Origin of the sequence: Paraburkholderia sp. RL17-368-BIF-A (genome assembly GCF_046054045.1) — a bacterium.
GTDB lineage: Bacteria > Pseudomonadota > Gammaproteobacteria > Burkholderiales > Burkholderiaceae > Paraburkholderia > Paraburkholderia graminis.
Genome location: NZ_JARESN010000007.1, coordinates 1 through 19,602 on the forward strand (window position 1 = coordinate 1; position 19,602 = coordinate 19,602).

At 62.5% G+C, this 19,602-nt stretch carries 16 protein-coding genes; 13 read left to right on the forward strand and 3 right to left on the reverse strand.

Annotated elements, in window-relative coordinates; genetic code table 11:
• A partial coding sequence (locus P0D87_RS13805) for a YadA family autotransporter adhesin (RefSeq protein WP_408636852.1) occupies positions 1-2,740 on the forward strand: 2,740 nt, incomplete at its 5' end.
• Positions 2,741-2,865: 125 nt separating this feature from the next.
• Positions 2,866-3,612, forward strand: coding sequence for an OmpA family protein (locus P0D87_RS13810; protein WP_053858729.1), 747 nt, complete (start codon positions 2,866-2,868; stop codon positions 3,610-3,612).
• A 79-nt stretch (positions 3,613-3,691) separates the two neighbouring features.
• On the opposite strand, the gene P0D87_RS13815 is transcribed toward P0D87_RS13810, so the two are convergent.
• Positions 3,692-4,537: a MurR/RpiR family transcriptional regulator gene (locus tag P0D87_RS13815; RefSeq protein WP_006051911.1), complete on the reverse strand. Its 846-nt coding sequence runs from the start codon at positions 4,535-4,537 to the stop codon at positions 3,692-3,694.
• Positions 4,538-4,827: 290 nt separating this feature from the next.
• On the opposite strand from P0D87_RS13815, the gene edd reads away from it, so the two are divergent.
• The 4 genes from edd (at position 4,828) to P0D87_RS13835 (ending at position 9,687) form a co-directional block, all read left to right on the forward strand.
• Positions 4,828-6,756, forward strand: a complete 1,929-nt coding sequence (gene edd, locus P0D87_RS13820) for a phosphogluconate dehydratase (RefSeq protein WP_053858728.1) — start codon at positions 4,828-4,830, stop codon at positions 6,754-6,756.
• A gap of 119 nt (positions 6,757-6,875) precedes the next feature.
• Positions 6,876-7,517, forward strand: coding sequence for a bifunctional 4-hydroxy-2-oxoglutarate aldolase/2-dehydro-3-deoxy-phosphogluconate aldolase (eda, locus tag P0D87_RS13825; protein WP_006051913.1), 642 nt, complete (start codon positions 6,876-6,878; stop codon positions 7,515-7,517).
• Between the two features lie 270 nt (positions 7,518-7,787).
• Positions 7,788-9,182 carry a GntT/GntP/DsdX family permease gene (locus P0D87_RS13830; RefSeq protein WP_006051914.1) on the forward strand — a complete coding sequence of 465 codons (1,395 nt, stop codon included), beginning with the start codon at positions 7,788-7,790 and terminating at the stop codon, positions 9,180-9,182.
• A 10-nt stretch (positions 9,183-9,192) separates the two neighbouring features.
• Complete coding sequence (locus P0D87_RS13835) at positions 9,193-9,687, forward strand: gluconokinase (protein WP_053858727.1); 495 nt, start codon at positions 9,193-9,195, stop codon at positions 9,685-9,687.
• A 96-nt stretch (positions 9,688-9,783) separates the two neighbouring features.
• Here the strand turns inward: P0D87_RS13835 and purB are convergent, their stop codons facing one another.
• Positions 9,784-11,172 carry an adenylosuccinate lyase gene (gene purB, locus P0D87_RS13840; protein WP_006051916.1) on the reverse strand — a complete coding sequence of 463 codons (1,389 nt, stop codon included), beginning with the start codon at positions 11,170-11,172 and terminating at the stop codon, positions 9,784-9,786.
• A 234-nt stretch (positions 11,173-11,406) separates the two neighbouring features.
• Between purB and P0D87_RS13845 the strand changes: the two genes are divergently transcribed.
• From P0D87_RS13845 to P0D87_RS13870, 6 genes are all read left to right on the forward strand, one after another.
• The gene (locus P0D87_RS13845; RefSeq protein ID WP_053858726.1) at positions 11,407-12,363 is read left to right on the forward strand and encodes a LysR family transcriptional regulator; all 957 of its coding nucleotides are present in this window, start codon (positions 11,407-11,409) and stop codon (positions 12,361-12,363) included.
• A gap of 150 nt (positions 12,364-12,513) precedes the next feature.
• Entirely contained in the window at positions 12,514-13,836 is a 1,323-nt protein-coding gene (locus P0D87_RS13850) for a Glu/Leu/Phe/Val family dehydrogenase (RefSeq protein WP_006051918.1), read from the forward strand.
• 283 nt (positions 13,837-14,119) lie between these two features.
• Positions 14,120-15,013 carry a glutamate/aspartate ABC transporter substrate-binding protein gene (locus P0D87_RS13855; RefSeq protein ID WP_006051919.1) on the forward strand — a complete coding sequence of 298 codons (894 nt, stop codon included), beginning with the start codon at positions 14,120-14,122 and terminating at the stop codon, positions 15,011-15,013.
• 82 nt (positions 15,014-15,095) lie between these two features.
• Positions 15,096-15,836, forward strand: coding sequence for an amino acid ABC transporter permease (locus P0D87_RS13860; protein ID WP_006051920.1), 741 nt, complete (start codon positions 15,096-15,098; stop codon positions 15,834-15,836).
• Positions 15,836-16,513 (forward strand): glutamate/aspartate ABC transporter permease GltK, encoded by a 678-nt coding sequence (gltK, locus tag P0D87_RS13865; RefSeq protein ID WP_029968252.1) that lies wholly within the window; start codon positions 15,836-15,838, stop codon positions 16,511-16,513. The genes P0D87_RS13860 and gltK overlap by 1 nt, the downstream gene beginning before the upstream one ends.
• Complete coding sequence (locus tag P0D87_RS13870; RefSeq protein ID WP_006051922.1) at positions 16,510-17,235, forward strand: amino acid ABC transporter ATP-binding protein; 726 nt, start codon at positions 16,510-16,512, stop codon at positions 17,233-17,235. The genes gltK and P0D87_RS13870 overlap by 4 nt, the downstream gene beginning before the upstream one ends.
• A gap of 102 nt (positions 17,236-17,337) precedes the next feature.
• On the opposite strand, the gene P0D87_RS13875 is transcribed toward P0D87_RS13870, so the two are convergent.
• The gene (locus P0D87_RS13875; protein ID WP_029968250.1) at positions 17,338-18,276 is read right to left on the reverse strand and encodes a class II glutamine amidotransferase; all 939 of its coding nucleotides are present in this window, start codon (positions 18,274-18,276) and stop codon (positions 17,338-17,340) included.
• 251 nt (positions 18,277-18,527) lie between these two features.
• Here P0D87_RS13875 and pyrC point away from each other — a divergent pair, with 251 nt between their 5' ends.
• A complete protein-coding gene (gene pyrC, locus P0D87_RS13880) occupies positions 18,528-19,598 on the forward strand; it encodes a dihydroorotase (RefSeq protein WP_053858725.1) in 1,071 nt (356 codons plus the stop codon).
• Positions 19,599-19,602 lie beyond the last annotated feature (4 nt).

A 19,602-nucleotide genomic window follows, 5' to 3' on the forward strand; every position in this document is an offset into this window, starting at 1 on the left:
GAACACCGCGCTGGCGGATTCGTCGGCAGTGGGTACGAACGCAGTGGCGATCGGCGGCAACGCGCAAGCGACGACGGCGAACTCGGTGGCACTTGGCTCGAACTCGGTGGCCAACTCGAGCACGCTGGCGACGGCAGGCTTCAACCCGGGCGGCAGCGCGATCTCGGCAGCCACGGCAGCCGGTGAAGTGTCGGTGGGCGCAGCAGGTGCAGAGCGTCGTATCACGAACGTGGCAGCAGGTCTGAACGCCACGGACGCGGTGAACGTCAGCCAGCTGATGTCGGAAGACGCGAAGGTGAACCAGGTCGGCGCGAGCACGGCCTCGTCGCTGGGCGGTGGTTCGACCTACGATTCGACGACGGGCGCAATCACGGCTCCGACGTACTCGGTCGACGGCACGACGGTCCACACGGTGGGTGACGCGATCACCAACCTGGATGACCGCACAACGCAGAACACGACGAACATCGACAACCTGACGCAAAACATCGCCAACGGTTCGGTCGGTCTGGTGCAGCAAGACCCGACGTCGCGCAACATCACGGTGGCGAAGGATACCGACGGCACGGTGGTCGACTTCACGGGTACGGCAGGCACGCGTACGCTGACTGGTGTAACGGCTGGTGATCTGAGCGCATCGAGCACGGACGCAGTGAACGGCTCGCAGCTGTACGCGACGAACATGAACGTGTCGAACGTCGCGAACAACCTGTCGAACACCAATAACAACGTCGCAAACCTGGCAGGCAATGTCACCAACATCAACAACACGGTGAACAACATCGTGAATGGTGGCGGCATCAAGTACTTCCACGCCAACTCGACGCTGGCGGATTCGTCGGCAACGGGTACGGATGCGGTGGCGATCGGCGGCAACGCACAGGCTACGACGGCGAACTCGGTAGCACTGGGCTCGAACTCGGTGGCCAACTCGACCACGCTGACGACGGCAGGCTTCAACCCGGGCGGCAGCGCTATCTCTGCAGCCACGGCAGCCGGTGAAGTGTCGGTGGGTGCAGCAGGTGCTGAGCGTCGCATCACGAATGTGGCAGCAGGTCTGAACGCCACGGACGCGGTGAACGTGAGCCAGCTGATGTCGGAAGATGCGAAGGTGAGCCAGATCGGCACGAGCACGGCCTCGTCGCTGGGTGGCGGTTCGACCTACGACTCGACGACGGGCGCAATCACGGCTCCGACGTACTCGGTGGGCGGCACGACGGTGAACACGGTGGGTGACGCAATCACCAACATCGACGGTCGTACGACGCAGAACACGACGAACATCGACAACCTGACGCAAAACATCGCCAACGGTTCCGTCGGTCTGGTGCAGCAGGACCCGACGTCGCGCAACATCACGGTGGCGAAGGATACCGACGGCACGGTGGTTGACCTTACGGGTACGGCAGGTTCGCGTACGTTGACTGGTGTGGCCGCAGGCGCGGTCAACGCCACGAGCGTGGATGCAGTGAACGGTTCGCAGTTGTATGGCGTGAGCCAGTCGGCGGCAGATGCCCTCGGCGGCGGCTCGACGGTGAACAGCGATGGCACGATCTCGGCCCCGACGTACTCGGTGGGCGGTACGACCGTGAACAGCGTGGGTGACGCGATCACCAACATCGACGGCCGTGTGACGCAGAACACGTCGGACATCACCAACATCAACAACACGCTGAACAACATCACCAGCGGTGGCACCGGTATCAAGTACTTCCACGCCAACTCGACGTTGCCGGATTCACAGGCAACGGGCGCGGAATCGGTGGCGATCGGCGGTAATGCGCAGTCTCTGGCGACGAACTCGGTTGCACTGGGTTCGAACTCGGTGGCTGACCGTGCGAACACGGTGTCGGTGGGCTCGGCGGGCAACGAACGCCAGATCACCAACGTCGCAGCCGGTACGGCCGACACGGACGCAGTGAACGTCGCTCAGTTGAAGGCGTCGGGCATCATCAACCCGAACGGCACGACCAACGCGGCAGTCACGTACGACCACAACGCCGACGGTACGACCAACTACAGCAGCATTACGATGGGTAATGGTGCTGCGGGCGGCACGACGATCCACAACGTGGCAGCAGGCACGTCCGGTGACGACGCAGTCAACGTCGACCAGATGAACTCGGCGATCTCGACGGTGACGAACATTGCGCACGCGGCCAACAACCCGATGTTCGCAGCAGACGGCAACCGCGATACGGAAGCAGCAGTTGCAAGCGGTACGCATTCGACCGCAATGGGTGCGAACGCAAGCGCAACCGCGGCGAACTCGGTGGCACTGGGTGCGAACTCGGTGGCTGATCGTGCGAACTCGGTGTCGGTGGGCTCGGCAGGTAACGAACGCCAGGTCACCAACGTCGCGGCCGGTACGGCAACGACCGACGCGGTCAACGTGGGTCAGTTGAACGACGCCATCGGCTCGGCGGTCGGCAATCTGCCGGCTGGCATGACCTCGAAGGCCTACACCGATCAGCAGATCAACTCGGTGCAGAACAGCGTGAGCCAGGTCGCCAAGAACGCGTACGCCGGTGTCGCAGCCGCTACGGCGCTGACGATGATCCCGGACGTCGATCAAGGCAAGACGATCGCGGTCGGTATCGGTGGCGGTTCGTATAAGGGTTCGCAGGCTGTCGCGCTCGGCGTCTCGGCGCGTATCACCGAGAACCTGAAGATGAAGGCCGGCGCGGGCACCAGCTCGCAAGGCACGGCGATCGGCATCGGTGCTTCGTACCAGTGGTAAGCGCCGTGATGGATCGGACGCAAGTCCGGTCCATCAACCGGAGCTGTCTTGACTAGAACTGTAAGCGCGCTCTTGTCCGCAGGACACGGGGCAAGGGCGCCGCTTCAATCACTGCATTCGTGAAAATGAACACTTCTCTTTTTAAATATCTCCGCGCGTTGGTCTCAGGCGCGTCTTTGGCGATCTTTGCAGCGTGCAGTACGCAATCTGGACCGTCCTACACGCTGCGTACGATCAGTCCGCCGAACCAAACCGTACCGACTTATTGGGTTAGCTGCCTCGGACTTCTCGACAGCTCGCAAACCTGCGTGCGCGTGGCCGAAGAAACCTGCCAGGCCAAGCCGATTACGTGGCTCGGCGCGGTCGACGGCGTGAGCAACAACCAGCCGGTGAAAGATGCGCGTGAAATGACGTTCATGTGCGGCGCGCCCGTCGCACAGCAGCCGGTCGCACAACAGCCGGTGCCGCAACAGCCGGTTCAGCAGCAAGAGGCTGCGCAGCCGCAAGCAAAGCCGGCCGCGCCGCAGGCTCGGCTGCTGCTGCAAGGCAACGCCAACTTTGCAACGGACAGCGCGACGCTCAGCCCGATCGCGAAGGAAAACCTGGATCACTTCATGGCCGCCAACAAGGGCGCGAATCTGCGCCGCGTGACGGTGACGGGCTACACCGACAAGACGGGTTCCGAAGCACACAACCTGGCGCTGTCGAAGGCTCGTGCCGAAGCGGTCGTGCAATATCTGCGCGATGGCGGTCTCGAGGGTGAGCAGTTCGTCGCACAAGGCCTCGGCAGCGCCGATCCGGTTGCGTCGAATGCAACGGCCGAAGGTCGTTCGCAGAACCGCCGCGTCGATGTTCGCGTGGTCGCCGAGTAACTGGCCGCGTGCATCGTTTGACCTGAGTTTGACCTGAAAAAGGCCTGCCATCGAGCAGGCCTTTTTCATTTGCGCCTCTTCAGCTTTCGCCGTCGATTCTCAGCCGGCCGATCACTTCTTTCGCCTTACCCATCCGCTCGACAAGCTCAGGCCCGCGCTTGAGCGCGACGCCGACGGCGAGAATGTCGCCGATGGCGAGATGCGACATGCGCGACGTCATCGGCGAAAACACATCGCTTTCCTCGACGACATTTGAGAAGAGACAAATCGACGCGAGCTTCGCAAGCGGCGACGATCCATGTGTAATCGCAATCACTTTCGCGCCGCGATTGAGCGCGGAATGTGTCGCTTCGATGATGTCCCGGGTTCGACCGGTATTCGATACCGTCACGATCACATCGCCGGGGCCGAGCAGTGCGGCCGACATCGAGTAGGTGTGCGGATCGGAGTAGGCGACGCTCGGCATGCCGAGCCGGAAGAACTTGTGCTGGATGTCCTGCGCCGCAATACCTGAACCGCCCGCTCCATAGAACTCGATGCGCGCCGCGTTCGCCAGCAGGTCGACGGCTGCTTCGACACTATGCGGCGACAAGCTGTTGCGCACCTGGATCAGCGTGCCGATGGTCCGGTCGAAGACCTTGGCGATCAGACCCGGCGTACCCTCGTCCGGCCGCACATCCCGATAAACCGCCGGCACTTCAGTAGCGATGCCTTGGGCCAGCCGGATCTTGAACTCGCGAAACCCCGAAAAACCCAGCGCATGACAGAACCGCGCGATAGTCGGCTGACTCACACCCGCGCGCGCGGCGACTTCCGTCATGGAAAGGTCTAGCACCTCGCGCGGCGCCTCGATCACGTAGTCGGCGAGCTTGCGCTCCGACGGGCGCAACTGCTCGCGCATCTCTTCGACCTGGGACAGCATCATTGGAAAACTCGCACTATGCTGAAGAATGCGTGGACTATAGCTTGATTGGCCGAAAGGTACAAAAACTACATTATCGCCGTAGGTGTTATCCCTAGGTTCAGGTGTTATTCGTCCGATGCGCCGCCAGTAAAGGGCTTCGCGGAGTTTCGCCAAACTGCACTGCAGCAAGATTTCCAATTGCGGCCATGTAGTTTTTCTACTAAGATTCCTTTCGCCGGTCTCTCCGGCGACCCCGCGATACCCACCTGGCATAGCGCGCCCAATCTGCCGCCAGCGACGAAGGAGCTCCGATGGTTTCCCCGCATTCGCAATTGTTGAAAGTCACGCAGCGCGTGATCGAACGCAGCAAGCCCACTCGTGAGGCGTATCTCTCCCGCATTCATCAGGCGCAGGGCCGGTTCCCGGCGCGCGGCGCGCTTTCCTGCGCGAATCTGGCGCACGGGTTCGCGGGCCTCGAAGGCAACGACAAGCTCGTCATCAAGCAGATTCGCGAGCCGAACATCGGCATCGTTTCGTCGTACAACGAGATGTTGTCGGCGCACGCGCCGTACAAAAACTACCCGGACATCATCAAGCAGGCCGCGCGTGAGAACGGCGGCGTCGCGCAATTCGCGGGCGGCGTGCCGGCCATGTGCGACGGCATCACCCAGGGCAACGCGGGCATGGAGCTGTCGCTGTTCTCGCGCGAAGTGATCGCGATGAGCACGGCAGTCGCGCTCACGCACAACATGTTCGACGCGGCGTTGTGCCTCGGCATCTGCGACAAGATCGTGCCGGGCCTTCTGATCGGCGCGCTGCAGTTCGGCCATCTGCCGACCATCTTCGTGCCGGCCGGCCCGATGACGAGCGGCCTGTCGAACGACGACAAAGCCAAAACCCGCCAGCAGTTCGCAACCGGCCAATGCGGCCGCGACGCGCTGCTCGAAGCGGAAGCCGCTGCGTATCACGGCCACGGCACCTGCACGTTCTACGGGACGGCGAACAGCAATCAGATGCTGATGGAAATCATGGGCCTGCATCTGCCGGGCTCGGCTTTCGTGCATCCGCATACGCCGTTGCGCGACGCGCTGACCGCGCAGGCCGCGCGCCGCGTGCTGGATCTGACGGTCGAGCGCGGCAATTACACGCCGATCGGCCACGTGATCGACGAAAAGGCGATCGTCAACGGCATCGTCGCTTTGCTCGCGACGGGCGGCTCCACCAATCACACGCTGCACCTCGTCGCCATTGCGCGCGCGGCGGGCATCGTGATCGACTGGGACGATTTCGACACGCTGTCGCAAGCCGTGCCGCTGCTCGCCAAGATTTACCCGAACGGCAAGGCCGACGTGAACCATTTCCACGCGGCCGGCGGCGTCGCGTTCCTCGTGCGCAATCTGCTGGAAGGCGGTTTGCTGCACGAAGACGTCAACACGGTCGTCGGCGAGGGGCTGCATCGCTACACGGAAGAGCCGAAGCTGATCGACGGCAAGCTGCAATGGGTGCCGGGCGTGGAAACCAGCGCGGACACAGCGGTGCTGCGCGGCATCAAGGAGCCGTTCCAAGCGGACGGCGGCTTGCGTCTGATGCAGGGCAAGCTCGGCCGCGGCGTGATCAAGATTTCGGCGGTTGCGGCGCAGCATCGCAAGGTGAAGGCGCCGGCCATCGTGTTCGATTCGCAGGAAGCCGTGCAGGAGGCATTCGACAAAGGCGAGCTCAAGCGCGACTTTGTCGCCGTCGTGCGCTTCCAGGGCGCGCGGGCGAACGGCATGCCGGAACTGCATCGTTTGACGCCGCTGCTCGGCGTGTTGCAGGATCAGGGTTTCCATGTCGCACTCGTCACGGACGGCCGCATGTCGGGCGCGTCGGGTAAAGTGCCCGCGGTCATTCATCTGTCGCCGGAAGCGTTGCTGCAAGGGCCGATCGGCAAGGTGCACACGGGCGACATGCTGGTGATCGACGCCGAAGCCGGCGTGCTCGACGTCGAGATCGACGCCGCCGAATGGGCCGCGCGACCTAACGCCGCGCCGCTCAATCAGGCGGAAAACGAAGTGGGTTTCGGCCGCGAACTGTTCGGCGTATTCCGCGCGGCGGCGGCGCCGGCGGAGCAGGGCGCGTCGGTGTTCGGTCCGATGGTGGGCGAGCGTCCGGCAGCGCACGGCGAGCACGCGGCGTCTGCTGCGCAGCACGCCGCAGCACAGCACGGCGAAACGCGTACCAGCACCACTCAGGCAGGCTAGCAGTCTTCGCAAACAAGCCAACGGACAGTCGAACCAGGTCCAACGAAGTCCAACCGGGCAGCCCGCCAAAGCCCGCCCGGCGACGCAACAGACGGTTGGCAGAAACAAGGAGTTTCACTATGACGTCGAAAACAGTAAGCGAGATCGTCCGCCTGGGTCCGGTGATTCCGGTGCTCGCGTTCGATTCGGTCGAGCAGGGCGAACACGTGTCGCGCGCGCTGCATGCGGGCGGCGTGAAGGTGCTGGAAATCACGCTGCGCACGGCGGCGGGGATTGCCGCGATCGAGCGCGCGAGCCAGTTGGCCGAAGACATCGTGGTGGGCGTCGGCACGATCACGAAGCCCGAGCATTGCGCGCAGGCGAAGAAAGCGGGCGCGCAGTTCGGCGTGTCGCCGGGACTCACGAAAGACATGCACAAGGCCGCGCAGGATGCCGGCCTGCCGCTTTTGCCGGGCGTGATGACGCCGAGCGACATCATCACCGCGCTCGAACTCGGCTATGAAATCGTGAAGTTTTTCCCGGCGCAGCAAGCGGGCGGCGTGCCGATGCTGCAAGCTTTTCATGGTCCGTTTCCGACGCTGAAGTTCTGCCCGACCGGTGGCATTACGGCCGAAACCGCCACGCATTTCCTGTCGCTGCCGAACGTGGTCTGCGTGGGCGGCTCCTGGCTCACGCCGAAAGCCGCGGTCGCCGCGCAAAACTGGGACGAAGTCACGCGCCTCGCGCGCGCGGCGAGCCAATTGGCCGCGCCCGCTCACTAGTCGATAACCGCCGCGTTCTGGCGAACACAGACGCGGACGCAGACGCAGACACAGCAAGCTCTCAACCGGAGCCTCGCCGATACAGCCGCTTCAGGCTGTCGCAGCGAGGCTTCGTTGCAAAGATGCTGCGGGTTTCGCGGGCTTTTCAAGACAACAGACAGTAAAATTCAGCGACCGCGCGGTTTGCCGTCCTCGAGGCGCAGCGGTCGCCATGAGACGAGGTGGCTGCCGTCTTCGCACCCACAATCAATAACGCAAAGGAGGAGCTTCATGGAAGCTGTTCACGGCAGCATGCTGCTGGTTTACGGGGTGATCGCCATCGCCCTGCTGATCTTGTTGATCACGCGCTACAAGGTCTATCCGTTCCTCGTCCTGATCATCGTGTCGCTGCTGCTGGGGCTTGCCTCCGGCATGCCGATGGCGACCATCGTCAAGTCGTTCGAAACGGGCAACGGCAACACGCTCGGGCACATCGCGGTGGTGGTGGGTCTCGGCACGATGCTCGGCAAGATGATGGCCGAATCGGGCGGCGCGGAACGCATCGCCACGACGCTCATCGACTGGTTCGGCGAGAAGAATATTCACTGGGCGATGATGGTCGTCGCGATCATCGTCGGCTTGCCGGTGTTCTTCGAGGTCGGCTTTGTGCTGCTGATTCCGATCGCGTTCAACGTCGCCAAGCGCACCAACAAATCGCTGCTGCTCGTCGGCCTGCCGATGGTCGCGGGCCTGTCCGTCGTGCACGGGCTGATTCCGCCGCACCCGGCCGCGATGCTCGCCGTGCAGCAGTACCACGCGGACATCGGCAAGACGATTGCGTATGGTCTGATCGTCGGCGTGCCGACGGCTATCGTCGCCGGTCCGCTGTTTGCGCTGATGATCAACCGCTACATCAAGCTGCCGCAAGAGAACGCGCTCGCCGCGCAGTTTCTGAACAGGGACGACGTCGCCCTCTCCGGCACGCCGGGCGGCGCGAACGCAGCGCCGAAGCGCGAACTGCCGAGCTTCGGCATTACGCTCTTCACGGTGTTGCTGCCGGTGATCCTGATGCTGGTGGGCAGCTGGGCCGACCTCGTGTTCACGCCGAAGACCTTGCCGAACGACCTGCTGCACTTCGTCGGCAATTCGGACGTCGCGCTGCTGATCGCGGTGCTGGTGAGCTTCTGGACCTTTGGTGCGAGCCGCGGTTTCAATCGCGACCAGATCCAGAAATTCTGCGGCGAATGTCTGGCGCCGATCGCGGGCATTACGCTGATTGTCGGCGCGGGCGGCGGTTTCGGACGCGTGCTGATGGATAGCGGCATTTCGAAGGAAATCGTGGCTGCTGCGACCTCCGCGCATTTGTCGCCGCTGCTGTTCGGCTGGCTCGTCGCCGCGCTGATCCGTCTCGCGACGGGTTCGGCGACGGTCGCAATGACCACCGCCTGCGGCATCGTTGCACCGATCGCGGCGGCCAGCGCGATCCAGGTGAAGCCGGAACTGCTGGTGCTGGCAACCGGCTCGGGCTCGCTGATCTTCTCGCACGTGAACGACGGCGGTTTCTGGCTGATCAAGGAATACTTCGGTATGACGGTGGGGCAGACCTTCAAGACATGGTCGCTCCTCGAGACCATCATTTCGTTGATGGGTTTGCTGTTGACCTTCGCGCTCGCGGCGGTCCTGTAAGGAGTTTTTGATGATTTTGATCGCAATGGGCGTGTCGGGCGCCGGCAAAACGAGAATTGGCGAGATGCTGGCGGAGCGCCTGCACTGCGCGTTCACCGACGGCGACGCGTTTCATAGCGCCGCGAACAAGGAGAAGATGCACCACGGCATTCCGCTTACCGACGAAGACCGGTGGCCGTGGCTCAAGACTATCCGCGCCGCGATCGAAGAAAAGCAGAAGGCGGGCGAGACGGCCGTGTTCACCTGTTCGTCGCTGAAGCGTTCGTATCGCGACATTTTGCGCGACGGCGACAAGGACGTCTGCTTCGTGTACCTGAAGGGTTCGCGCGAGGTGCTGCAAGAGCGTTTGACCACGCGCACGGGCCATTTTTTCGACCCGTCGCTGCTGCAAAGCCAGCTCGACACGCTCGAGGAACCGGGCGCGGACGAGGCGGTCACGGTGAGCATCGAACTGTCGCCGGAACAGATCGTCGACGATGTGTTGAAGCAGGTCGAGAAGCGTTAATCCGCCATCCTGAACTAACCGTTCAGACGAAGAAAAGCCGCTCCGGGGAGCGGCTTTTCTTTTGCTCGACGAGCAGAGCAGCGGATGAATCGGGCTTTAGCCGATGCGCTTCGCCAACTCGACTGCCTTGCCGATGTATGAACCCGGCGTCATCGCGAGCAAACGGTCTTTCGCGTCCTGCGGAATCGCAAGCCCGCCGACGAACGCCTGCAGCGCCTCACGCGTGATGCCCTTGCCGCGCGTCAGTTCCTTCAACTGCTCGTACGGATTTTCGATGCCGTAGCGGCGCATCACGGTTTGCACCGGCTCGGCCAGCACTTCCCAGCAGTTGTCGAGGTCTTCGTTCAGACGCTGCGCATTCACTTCGAGCTTGTCCAGACCGCGGATCAGCGAGTCGTACGCGAGCAGCGAATAACCAAACGCGACGCCCATGTTGCGCAGCACCGTCGAATCGGTCAGGTCGCGCTGCCAGCGCGACACCGGCAGCTTGTCGGCGAGGTGGCGCAGCGTTGCGTTCGCGAGGCCGAGATTGCCTTCCGAGTTTTCGAAGTCGATCGGGTTGACCTTGTGCGGCATCGTCGACGAACCGATCTCGCCGGCCTTCGTGCGCTGCTTGAAATAGCCGACCGAGATGTAGCCCCACACGTCGCGGTCGAGATCCAGCAGGATCGTGTTGGCGCGCGCGACGGCGTCGAACAGCTCGGCCATGTAATCGTGCGGCTCGATCTGGATCGTGTACGGATTGAACGTGAGCTTCAGGCGCTGCTCGACCACTTCGCGCGAGAACGCTTCCCAGTCGAACTCCGGATACGCCGACAGATGCGCATTGAAGTTGCCGACCGCGCCGTTCATCTTGCCGAGCAGTTCGACCTTCGCGATGCGCTCGATCGCGCGTTCGAGACGCGCGGCGACATTGGCGATTTCCTTGCCGAGCGTTGTCGGGCTGGCCGGCTGGCCGTGCGTGCGCGAGAGCATCGGCTGTTCCGCGTGCGCGTGAGCGAGCGCGACGAGTTTCTGATGCACCGTGCGCAGCGCCGGCAAAATGACGTGCTCGCGCGCGCCCGCAAGCATCAGGCCGTGCGACGTGTTGTTGATGTCTTCCGACGTGCACGCGAAATGGATGAACTCGCTTGCGCGCTCCAGTTCTTCCTGACCCTTGACCGATTCCTTCAGCCAGTATTCGACCGCCTTCACGTCGTGATTCGTCACGCGCTCGATGTCCTTGATGCGCGCGGCGTCATGCGCGGTGAAGCGCTCGGCCAGTTGCAGCAGGAATTGTTCGGCGGCGTCCGAAAAGCGCGGCACTTCGGCGAAACCGGCGCGGGAGAGCGCGATCAGCCAATGAATTTCGACCGTCACGCGATTGCGCATGAACGCGGCTTCCGAGAGCCAGTCGCGCAGGGCTTCGGTTTTCGACGCATAGCGGCCGTCGAGCGGGGAGAGCGCATTCAGCGCGAACAGAGTGTCGGGGCGGGTGTCGGACATGATGGCGGCTGGTCTAGGCGTTGAGCGCTCGCTGCAGTCACAGCGAGCGGATCGGAACGGAGGGAACCGCGAATTTTACCACCAGAGGCGGATTCGGCCGGAATAGGCCGGACGCGCGTGAGCCGCAGCGGACGATGCGAAGGCAAAGTCGGCTGCCGGGTGGAGCGTGAGCATTCGCATCGGCAGAGCCACTAGAATGCTGACTTCCTCTCTCTCGCCGGCAGCAGGCTTCGCATGGAACTGAAATGGCTCGAAGACTTCGTTTCGCTCGCGGAAACGCGCAGTTTCAGCCGCTCGGCTGAACTGCGTCACGTCACGCAGCCGGCGTTCTCGCGGCGCATCCAGGCGCTCGAGGCGTGGCTCGGCACGGAGCTCATCGACCGCTCGGTGTATCCGACGCGTCTCACGCCGGCGGGCCAGGTGTTCAACGAGCAGGCGCTCGCGATGCTTTCGCAGTTCCACGAGGCCCGCGCGCTGTTGCGCGGCCACACGGCGACGCCGCAAGCGACGATCGAGTTCGCGGTGCCGCACACGCTGTCGCTCACGTACTTTCCGCGCTGGCTGCAACGCATCGAAGCGCAGATGGGCCCGATTCATACGCGGCTGCGCGCGCTTAACGTGCACGACGCGGCGCTCTCTCTGGTGGAAGGCGGCTGCGATCTGATGATGGGCTATCACCATCCGAGTCATCCGGTCGCGCTCGACCCGGCCCGCTACGACATGCTGACGCTCGGCAACGAGCCGATCAGTCCGTTCTCGGCGCCGGGGCGCGCCGGTCGGCCGCGTCATACGCTGCCGGGCACTGCTGAAGCGCCCACGCCCTATCTGTCGTACACGCCGAATGCGTATCTGGGCCGCATGACCGAGGTGATTCTCGCCAACGCCCCGGAGCGTCTCAATCTGGACCGGCTCTACGAAACCGACATGGCCGAAGGTCTGAAGGCGATGGCGCTCGCCGGCCACGGCATCGCTTTTCTGCCGCACAGCGCTGTGGAAGACGCGGTCGCGGACGGCAAGCTGATTCGTCTGGACCGGGCGACGCGCGGCACGCCCGAAGGCCAGCTTACGCTCACGATGGAGATACGCCTCTACCGTGACAAGCTGGCCGCCAAAAGCGACGACGCGCGGCAGATTCTCGTGCGGCAGTTGTGGGACGTGGTGTCGGAAGAACTGGCGCAGCGCGGCGCGTAAGAGAGCCTCGCCAAACCTGCGCGCCCGCGACGCGAATTTGCGGCTTCCGAAGGGTTATGCAAAAAAGACATAATCGGATAAGGAAACGGCATTGGATTTCAAAACGGCCTTTTTCGACAATGCTGCTACTCGATCAACGCCGGAGCGTTCATGTCTTCCCAGCAGCAAGCCGCCCAATCTGCCCAATCAGCATTAACGTCGCAGTCCGTCCCCTCCTACCTGAATAGCGAAGACCTCGGCCCGTGGGGCAACTACCTGCGCCAGGTCGATCGCGTCGCGCCGTACCTCGGCTCGCTGTCGCGCTGGCTCGAAACCCTGAAGCGCCCGAAGCGGATTCTGATCGTTGACGTGCCTATCGAACTCGATAACGGCACGGTCGCGCACTTCGAGGGCTACCGCGTGCAGCACAACGTGTCGCGCGGTCCGGGCAAGGGCGGCGTGCGTTATCACCAGGACGTGACGCTGTCGGAAGTGATGGCGCTGTCCGCGTGGATGTCGGTGAAAAACGCTGCGGTGAACGTTCCTTACGGCGGCGCGAAGGGCGGCATCCGCCTCGATCCGCGCAAGCTGTCGCGTGGTGAACTCGAGCGCGTCACGCGCCGCTACACCAGCGAAATCGGGATCATCATCGGACCGAACACCGACATTCCCGCGCCGGACGTGAACACGAACGAGCAGATCATGGCGTGGATGATGGACACGTACTCCATGAACCAGGGCCAAACGGCGACCGGCGTCGTGACCGGCAAGCCGATCACGCTCGGCGGTTCGCTCGGCCGCCGCGAAGCGACGGGCCGCGGCGTGTTTGTGGTGGGCTGCGAAGCGGCACGCCGCATCGGCTTCGATATCGAAGGCGCGCGCATTGCAGTGCAAGGTTTCGGCAACGTCGGCGGCATCGCGGCGCGTCTGTTCCAGGAAGCGGGTGCGAAGGTCGTCGCGGTGCAGGATCACACCGGCTCGCTGTACAAGTCGACCGGTATCGACGCCGTCGCGTTGCTGGAACATGTGGCGAAGACGGGCGGCGTGGGCGGTTTCGCCGAAGCCGACTCGGTGACGAACGAAGAGTTCTGGACCGTGGAATCGGACATCCTGATCCCGGCTGCGCTCGAAAACCAGATCACTGAAAAGAACGCCGGCAAGATCAAGACGAAGATCGTCGTGGAAGGCGCGAACGGCCCGACCACCACGGCCGCCGACGACATCCTGCACGACCGCGGCATCCTCGTGATTCCGGACGTGGTGGCTAACGCGGGCGGCGTGACGGTGTCGTACTTCGAATGGGTGCAGGATTTCTCGAGCTTCTTCTGGACCGAAGACGAGATCAACCAGCGCCTCGAGCGCGTGATGCGCGAAGCGTTTGCGGCCGTGTGGCAAGTGTCGAGCGAGCAGAACGTTTCGGTGCGGACGGCGGCGTTTATCGTCGCGTGCAAGCGGATTTTGCAAGCGCGCGAAATGCGCGGTCTGTATCCCTGATCGCGGGCTTGTAACGGGAACGGCGGATTCGCTACCTCGCGGATGCGCCGCGCATTTCAAGTAAATGCGCATGCCTGAACGCACTTCACAAGAGCGCGTGTTTTACCTGGCGGGCGGCATCGTGACGATGCTGCCCGCCTTTGCATATCCGGAAAGGTTGACCGGCTGCGCGAAGCCGCCGCCGACCGATAGCGGCGTGCACGCAACAACAATGGTTTATAGCCATACTTTCAGAATAATTACTTTGCTAAACTGGCGCCGGTTCTTGCCAAGGAGATCAAACATGAAGGTTAAAAAAGCTGCGCTGCTGCTCGCGACTCTCGGACTGTTTACGGTTGGCGCGCACGCGCAAGACGCCGGCACGCTGAAAAAGATCAAGGACACGGGCGTCATCGCGCTGGGTCATCGCGAGTCGTCGATTCCGTTTTCGTACTATGACGACAAGCAGGAAGTCATCGGCTATTCGCAGGAATTCGCGCTGAAGGTGGTCGAGGCGGTCAAGCAGAAGCTCAACGCGCCGAACCTGAAAGTGAAGCTGATTCCGGTCACGTCGCAAAACCGTATTCCGCTGGTGCAGAACGGCACCGTCGACATGGAATGCGGCTCCACCACGAATAACGCGGAACGCCAGCAACAAGTGGCGTTCTCGAACACGATCTTCGTGATCGGCACGCGTCTGATGACCAAGAAAGATTCGGGCATCAAGGACTGGGCCGACCTGAAGGGCAAGACGGTCGTCACGACTGCCGGCACCACGTCCGAGCGCCTGCTTCGCAAGATGAACCAGGACAAGAGCCTGGGCATGAACATCATCAGCGCGAAGGATCACGGCGAGTCGTTCCTGACGCTCTCCACCGGCCGCGCCGCTGCGTTCATGATGGACGACGCGCTGCTCGCCGGCGAGCGTGCAAAGTCCAATACGCCGAACGATTTCGTGATCGTCGGCGCGCCGCAATCGCATGAAGCATACGGCTGCATGCTGCGCAAGAACGATCCGGAATTCAAGAAGGTCGTCGACGACGCAATCGCGAAGGTCGAAACTTCAGGCGAAGCCGACAAGATCTACAAGAAGTGGTTCGAATCGCCGATTCCGCCGAAGGGCTTGAACCTGAACTTCCCGGAAAGCGACGACATGAAGGCGCTTTACAAGAATCCGAATGACAAGGCAATCGATTAAACCTTAGCTGTTTTTTTGAAATGCTGAATGAAACGGAAGGGGCCACGCGCTTCTTCCGTTTCTTTTTGCTGGAGTCTTGGTCATGTCATATCACTGGAACTGGGGCATTCTGCTGAGTCCCGTCTCCACCGGCGAGCCGACCACTTATCTGGGCTGGCTGCTGTCGGGTTTCTGGGTGACGATTACCGTGTCGCTGTCGGCATGGGTGATCGCGCTGATCGTCGGCTCGTTGTTCGGTGTGCTGCGCACGGTGCCGAACAAGTGGGCGTCCGGCATCGGCACGCTCTACGTCGCGATTTTCCGCAATATTCCGCTGATCGTGCAGTTCTTTATCTGGTATCTGGTGATACCGGAGTTGCTGCCGGCATCCATCGGAAACTGGTTCAAGCAACTGCCGCCAGGCGCGCAGTTCTTTTCTTCCTCGATCATCTGTCTCGGGCTCTTCACCGCCGCGCGCGTATGCGAGCAGGTGCGCTCGGGCATCAACGCGCTGCCGCGCGGCCAACGTGCCGCGGGGCTCGCGATGGGCTTCACGCAATGGCAGACGTATCGCTACGTGCTGCTGCCGGTCGCGTACCGGATCATCGTGCCGCCGCTCACGTCTGAGTTTCTGAATATCTTCAAGAACTCGGCGGTCGCGTCGACCATCGGTCTGCTCGATCTCTCCGCCCAGGCGCGACAGCTTGTCGACTACACGTCGCAGACGTATGAGTCGTTCATCGCTGTCACGCTCGCGTACGTGCTGATCAATCTGGTCGTCATGCAATTCATGCGCTGGGTCGAAGCCAAGACCCGGTTGCCCGGCTATATCGGAGGCAAGTGATGCACCATTTCGACTGGAGCGGTATTCCGGGCGCACTGCCTACGCTGTGGACGGGCGCGGTCGTCACCTTCAAGATCACGCTGATCGCGATCGTGATCGGCATTGTGTGGGGCACGGTTCTCGCCATGCTGCGGCTGTCGTCGTTCAAGCCTTTCGAGTGGTTCGCGAAGGGCTACGTGACGATTTTCCGTTCGATCCCGCTGGTCATGGTCCTGCTGTGGTTCTTCCTGATCGTGCCGCAACTGCTGCAGAACGTGCTCGGTCTGTCGGCGGATATCGACATTCGTCTCGCCTCGGCAATGGTCGCTTTCTCGCTGTTCGAGGCGGCGTATTACTCCGAGATCATTCGCGCGGGGATTCAGTCCGTGCCGCGCGGGCAGGTCAACGCGTCGTTCGCGCTCGGCATGAACTACGCGCAGTCCATGCGTCTCGTGGTGCTGCCGCAGGCGTTCCGCGCGATGGTGCCGCTGCTGCTCACGCAGGGCATCGTGCTCTTTCAGGATACGTCGCTCGTCTACGTGATCAGCCTCGCCGACTTCTTCCGCACTGCCACGAATATTGGCGATCGTGACGGCACGAATGTCGAGATGGTACTGTTCGCGGGCGCGTGTTATTTCGTGATCTGCGTGGTCGCGTCGAGCCTTGTCAAAGGTCTTCAGAAAAAGGTCGCAAGATGATCTCTATCAAGAATGTTTCGAAGTGGTACGGCCAGTTTCAGGTGCTGACGGACTGCACGACGGAAGTCAAAAAGGGTGAAGTGGTCGTGGTGTGCGGACCGTCGGGTTCGGGCAAGTCCACGCTGATCAAGACCGTCAACGGACTCGAGCCGTTTCAGAAGGGCGAGATTGTCATCAACGGACAGTCGCTGACGGACAAGAAAACCAATCTGTCGAAGCTGCGCTCGAAGGTCGGCATGGTGTTCCAGCACTTCGAGCTGTTCCCGCATCTGTCGATCGTGCAAAACCTCACGCTCGCGCAGATCAAGGTGCTCGGCCGCTCGAAAGACGAAGCCTCGGCGAAGGGTCTGAAGCTGCTCGATCGCGTCGGCTTGCGCGCGCATGCGGACAAGTTTCCGGGGCAATTGTCGGGCGGTCAGCAGCAGCGTGTGGCGATTGCGCGCGCGTTGTCGATGGACCCGATTGCAATGCTGTTCGACGAGCCGACATCGGCGCTCGATCCGGAAATGATCAACGAAGTGCTCGACGTGATGGTCGAACTCGCGCAGGAAGGCATGACCATGATGTGCGTCACGCACGAAATGGGCTTCGCGAAGAAGGTCGCGCATCGCGTGATCTTCATGGACAAGGGCTTGATCGTCGAGGACGACCGCAAGGACGACTTCTTCGACAATCCGAAGTCCGATCGCGCGAAGGATTTTCTGGCGAAGATCCTGCACTGAGATCGCCGCTGCCGCGTGGTTGACGCGGCGGGCGCTTCAACGAAAAAGCCGCTTGAACAAGCGGCTTTTTTTATCGATGCGTGGTCGCCGCGGCTACGACTTTTACGACTCGAAGGCGGCGGCGTCGTCGGCCGCTTCCAGATCGACTTCCAACTCAGCCGCGGCAGACTCGGCCGCCGCCGAAGCCGCAATCGTGCTCGCCGAAGCGGACGCGTCGAGCGCCGGATTGCGCAGCTTTTCCAGCACCGAGGCCGGCACCGGCACATTGACGCGGCCAATCACGTCGCCGTGCTGGAACATGAGCAGATCGCCCGGTTCGAACGCGGTCCACACTTCGTTGTCGGTCAGCGGCTGCGTCGCGATCACCGCGACGCGGTCTTCCGGCGTCGTGTACTTGGCGAAGTCGATGGACACGTCGGCGTCGACGAGATGCGCGGTGGAAAAGGGCCAGCGCCGCACGATGTAATGCAGATGCGTCGAGCAATGCGCAAACAGCGCCTGGCCGTTCGACATCAGAAAATTGAACACGCCGAATTGCGTGATTTCGCGCGTGAGCTTCTCGAGCGCGGCGAAGAGTTCGTTGAGCGGCGGTTGCTGCGCGCCGGGAAACGCCTTGCGCAAACCTTCGAGCAGCGCGCAGAAAGCGAGCTCGCTGTCGGTCGTGCCGACGGGCTGATACACGCCCGAGAGCACCGGCGAATAATCCTTCAGATCGCCGTTATGCGCGAAGATCCAGTGACGCCCCCACAGTTCGCGCATGAACGGGTGGCAGTTTTCCAGCAGAATGTGCCCTTGCGTCGCCTTGCGGATATGCGCGATCGTGTTCTTCGACTTGATCGGATAGCGCTTGACCATCTCGGCGATCGGCGAGGTAGCCGACGATTGATGGTCGATGAAAAGGCGACACGCTTTGTCTTCGAAGAAGGCGATACCCCAGCCGTCGGCATGGTGATCGGTGACGCCGCCGCGCGCCGCAAAGCCGGTGAACGAGAACGTGACGTCCGTCGGCGCGGCGCAGTTCATTCCTAGAAGTTGGCACATGTTGCGGGTAGGCCTGTGAACGGGGCGAGCCGTTACAATGATGATTTTCCAAGCATATCACCGAGCCACGAACGCCAAATTGCAAAATTGACGTGTGTTCAGGCCGCAACACGGCGGTTTGACCTCAGCGCCGGTGCATTGCTGGGGCGTTGTTCGCGCATCGCTCGCGCATCGTTCCGATTCGTCGTTGCGCCTTGTTCGGCTCTTATTCCGCTCCATTCGCTCCGTTCCGCTCTCGCTCTTCTCTCGCCATGACCGCTCCCAACGCTGCTTCCGCTTCCCTCGACTCCGTTACGCTCACCCGTCCTGACGACTGGCACCTGCACGTGCGCGACGGCGCCATGCTGGCGGCGGTGCTGCCGGATACCGCGCGCCAGTTCGGCCGCGCGATCATCATGCCGAACCTGAAGCCGCCGGTCACGACGACGGCGATGGCCCAGGCTTACCGCGAGCGGATCGTTGCCGCCATTCCGGCCGGCGCGCAGTTCGAGCCGCTGATGACGCTGTACCTGACCGACAACACGCCGCCCGATGAAATCCGCCGCGCGCGCGAAAGCGGCTTCGTGCACGGCGTGAAGCTCTATCCGGCGGGCGCGACGACGAACTCCGACGCGGGCGTGACCGACATCATGAAGTGCGCGAAAACGCTGGAAGTGATGCAGGAAACCGGCATGCCGCTGCTTGTGCACGGCGAAGTGACGGATTCGTCGATCGATCTGTTCGACCGCGAGAAGGTGTTCATCGACCGGGTCATGACGCCGCTGCGCCGCGAGTTTCCGGCGCTGAAGGTGGTGTTCGAGCACATCACCACGAAGGACGCCGTCGACTACATCCGCGAAGCCGGCGTCGCGCCGGAACTGCTGGGCGCGACGATTACCGCGCACCATCTGCTGTACAACCGCAACGCGATTTTCCAGGGCGGCATTCGCCCGCATTACTACTGCCTGCCGGTGCTCAAGCGTGAGACGCATCGGCTCGCGCTCGTCGAAGCGGCGACGTCGGGCAATCCGCGCTTTTTCCTCGGTACGGACAGCGCGCCGCATCCGAAGGGTTTGAAGGAACACGCGTGCGGCTGCGCGGGCTGCTACACGGCGCTGCACGCGCTCGAGTTGTACACCGAGGCTTTCGACAAAGCCGGCGCACTCGACAAGCTCGAAGGCTTTGCGAGCTTCTACGGCGCGGATTTCTACGGTTTGCCGCGCAACGCGGGCAAGGTCACGCTGCGTCGCGAGGAATGGACGTTGCCGGCGGAGTTGCCGGTCGGCGATACGCCGGTCGTGCCGCTGCGCGGCGGTGAATCGATTGGCTGGCGCCTGATCTGACGCG

Bases quoted from the DNA above. Each gene is read 5' to 3' on its own strand.
- pyrC (WP_053858725.1), top strand. From the start codon at position 18,528: ATGACCGCTCCCAACGCTGCTTCCGCTTCCCTCGACTCCGTTACGCTC.
- P0D87_RS13810 (WP_053858729.1), top strand. From the start codon at position 2,866: ATGAACACTTCTCTTTTTAAATATCTCCGCGCGTTGGTCTCAGGCGCG.
- P0D87_RS13830 (WP_006051914.1), top strand. From the start codon at position 7,788: ATGGAAGCTGTTCACGGCAGCATGCTGCTGGTTTACGGGGTGATCGCC.
- P0D87_RS13845 (WP_053858726.1), top strand. From the start codon at position 11,407: ATGGAACTGAAATGGCTCGAAGACTTCGTTTCGCTCGCGGAAACGCGC.
- P0D87_RS13855 (WP_006051919.1), top strand. From the start codon at position 14,120: ATGAAGGTTAAAAAAGCTGCGCTGCTGCTCGCGACTCTCGGACTGTTT.
- edd (WP_053858728.1), top strand. From the start codon at position 4,828: ATGGTTTCCCCGCATTCGCAATTGTTGAAAGTCACGCAGCGCGTGATC.
- P0D87_RS13860 (WP_006051920.1), top strand. From the start codon at position 15,096: ATGTCATATCACTGGAACTGGGGCATTCTGCTGAGTCCCGTCTCCACC.
- P0D87_RS13835 (WP_053858727.1), top strand. From the start codon at position 9,193: ATGATTTTGATCGCAATGGGCGTGTCGGGCGCCGGCAAAACGAGAATT.
- P0D87_RS13850 (WP_006051918.1), top strand. From the start codon at position 12,514: ATGTCTTCCCAGCAGCAAGCCGCCCAATCTGCCCAATCAGCATTAACG.
- P0D87_RS13870 (WP_006051922.1), top strand. From the start codon at position 16,510: ATGATCTCTATCAAGAATGTTTCGAAGTGGTACGGCCAGTTTCAGGTG.
- eda (WP_006051913.1), top strand. From the start codon at position 6,876: ATGACGTCGAAAACAGTAAGCGAGATCGTCCGCCTGGGTCCGGTGATT.
- P0D87_RS13875 (WP_029968250.1), bottom strand. From the start codon at position 18,276: ATGTGCCAACTTCTAGGAATGAACTGCGCCGCGCCGACGGACGTCACG.
- P0D87_RS13815 (WP_006051911.1), bottom strand. From the start codon at position 4,537: ATGATGCTGTCCCAGGTCGAAGAGATGCGCGAGCAGTTGCGCCCGTCG.
- purB (WP_006051916.1), bottom strand. From the start codon at position 11,172: ATGTCCGACACCCGCCCCGACACTCTGTTCGCGCTGAATGCGCTCTCC.
- gltK (WP_029968252.1), top strand. From the start codon at position 15,836: ATGCACCATTTCGACTGGAGCGGTATTCCGGGCGCACTGCCTACGCTG.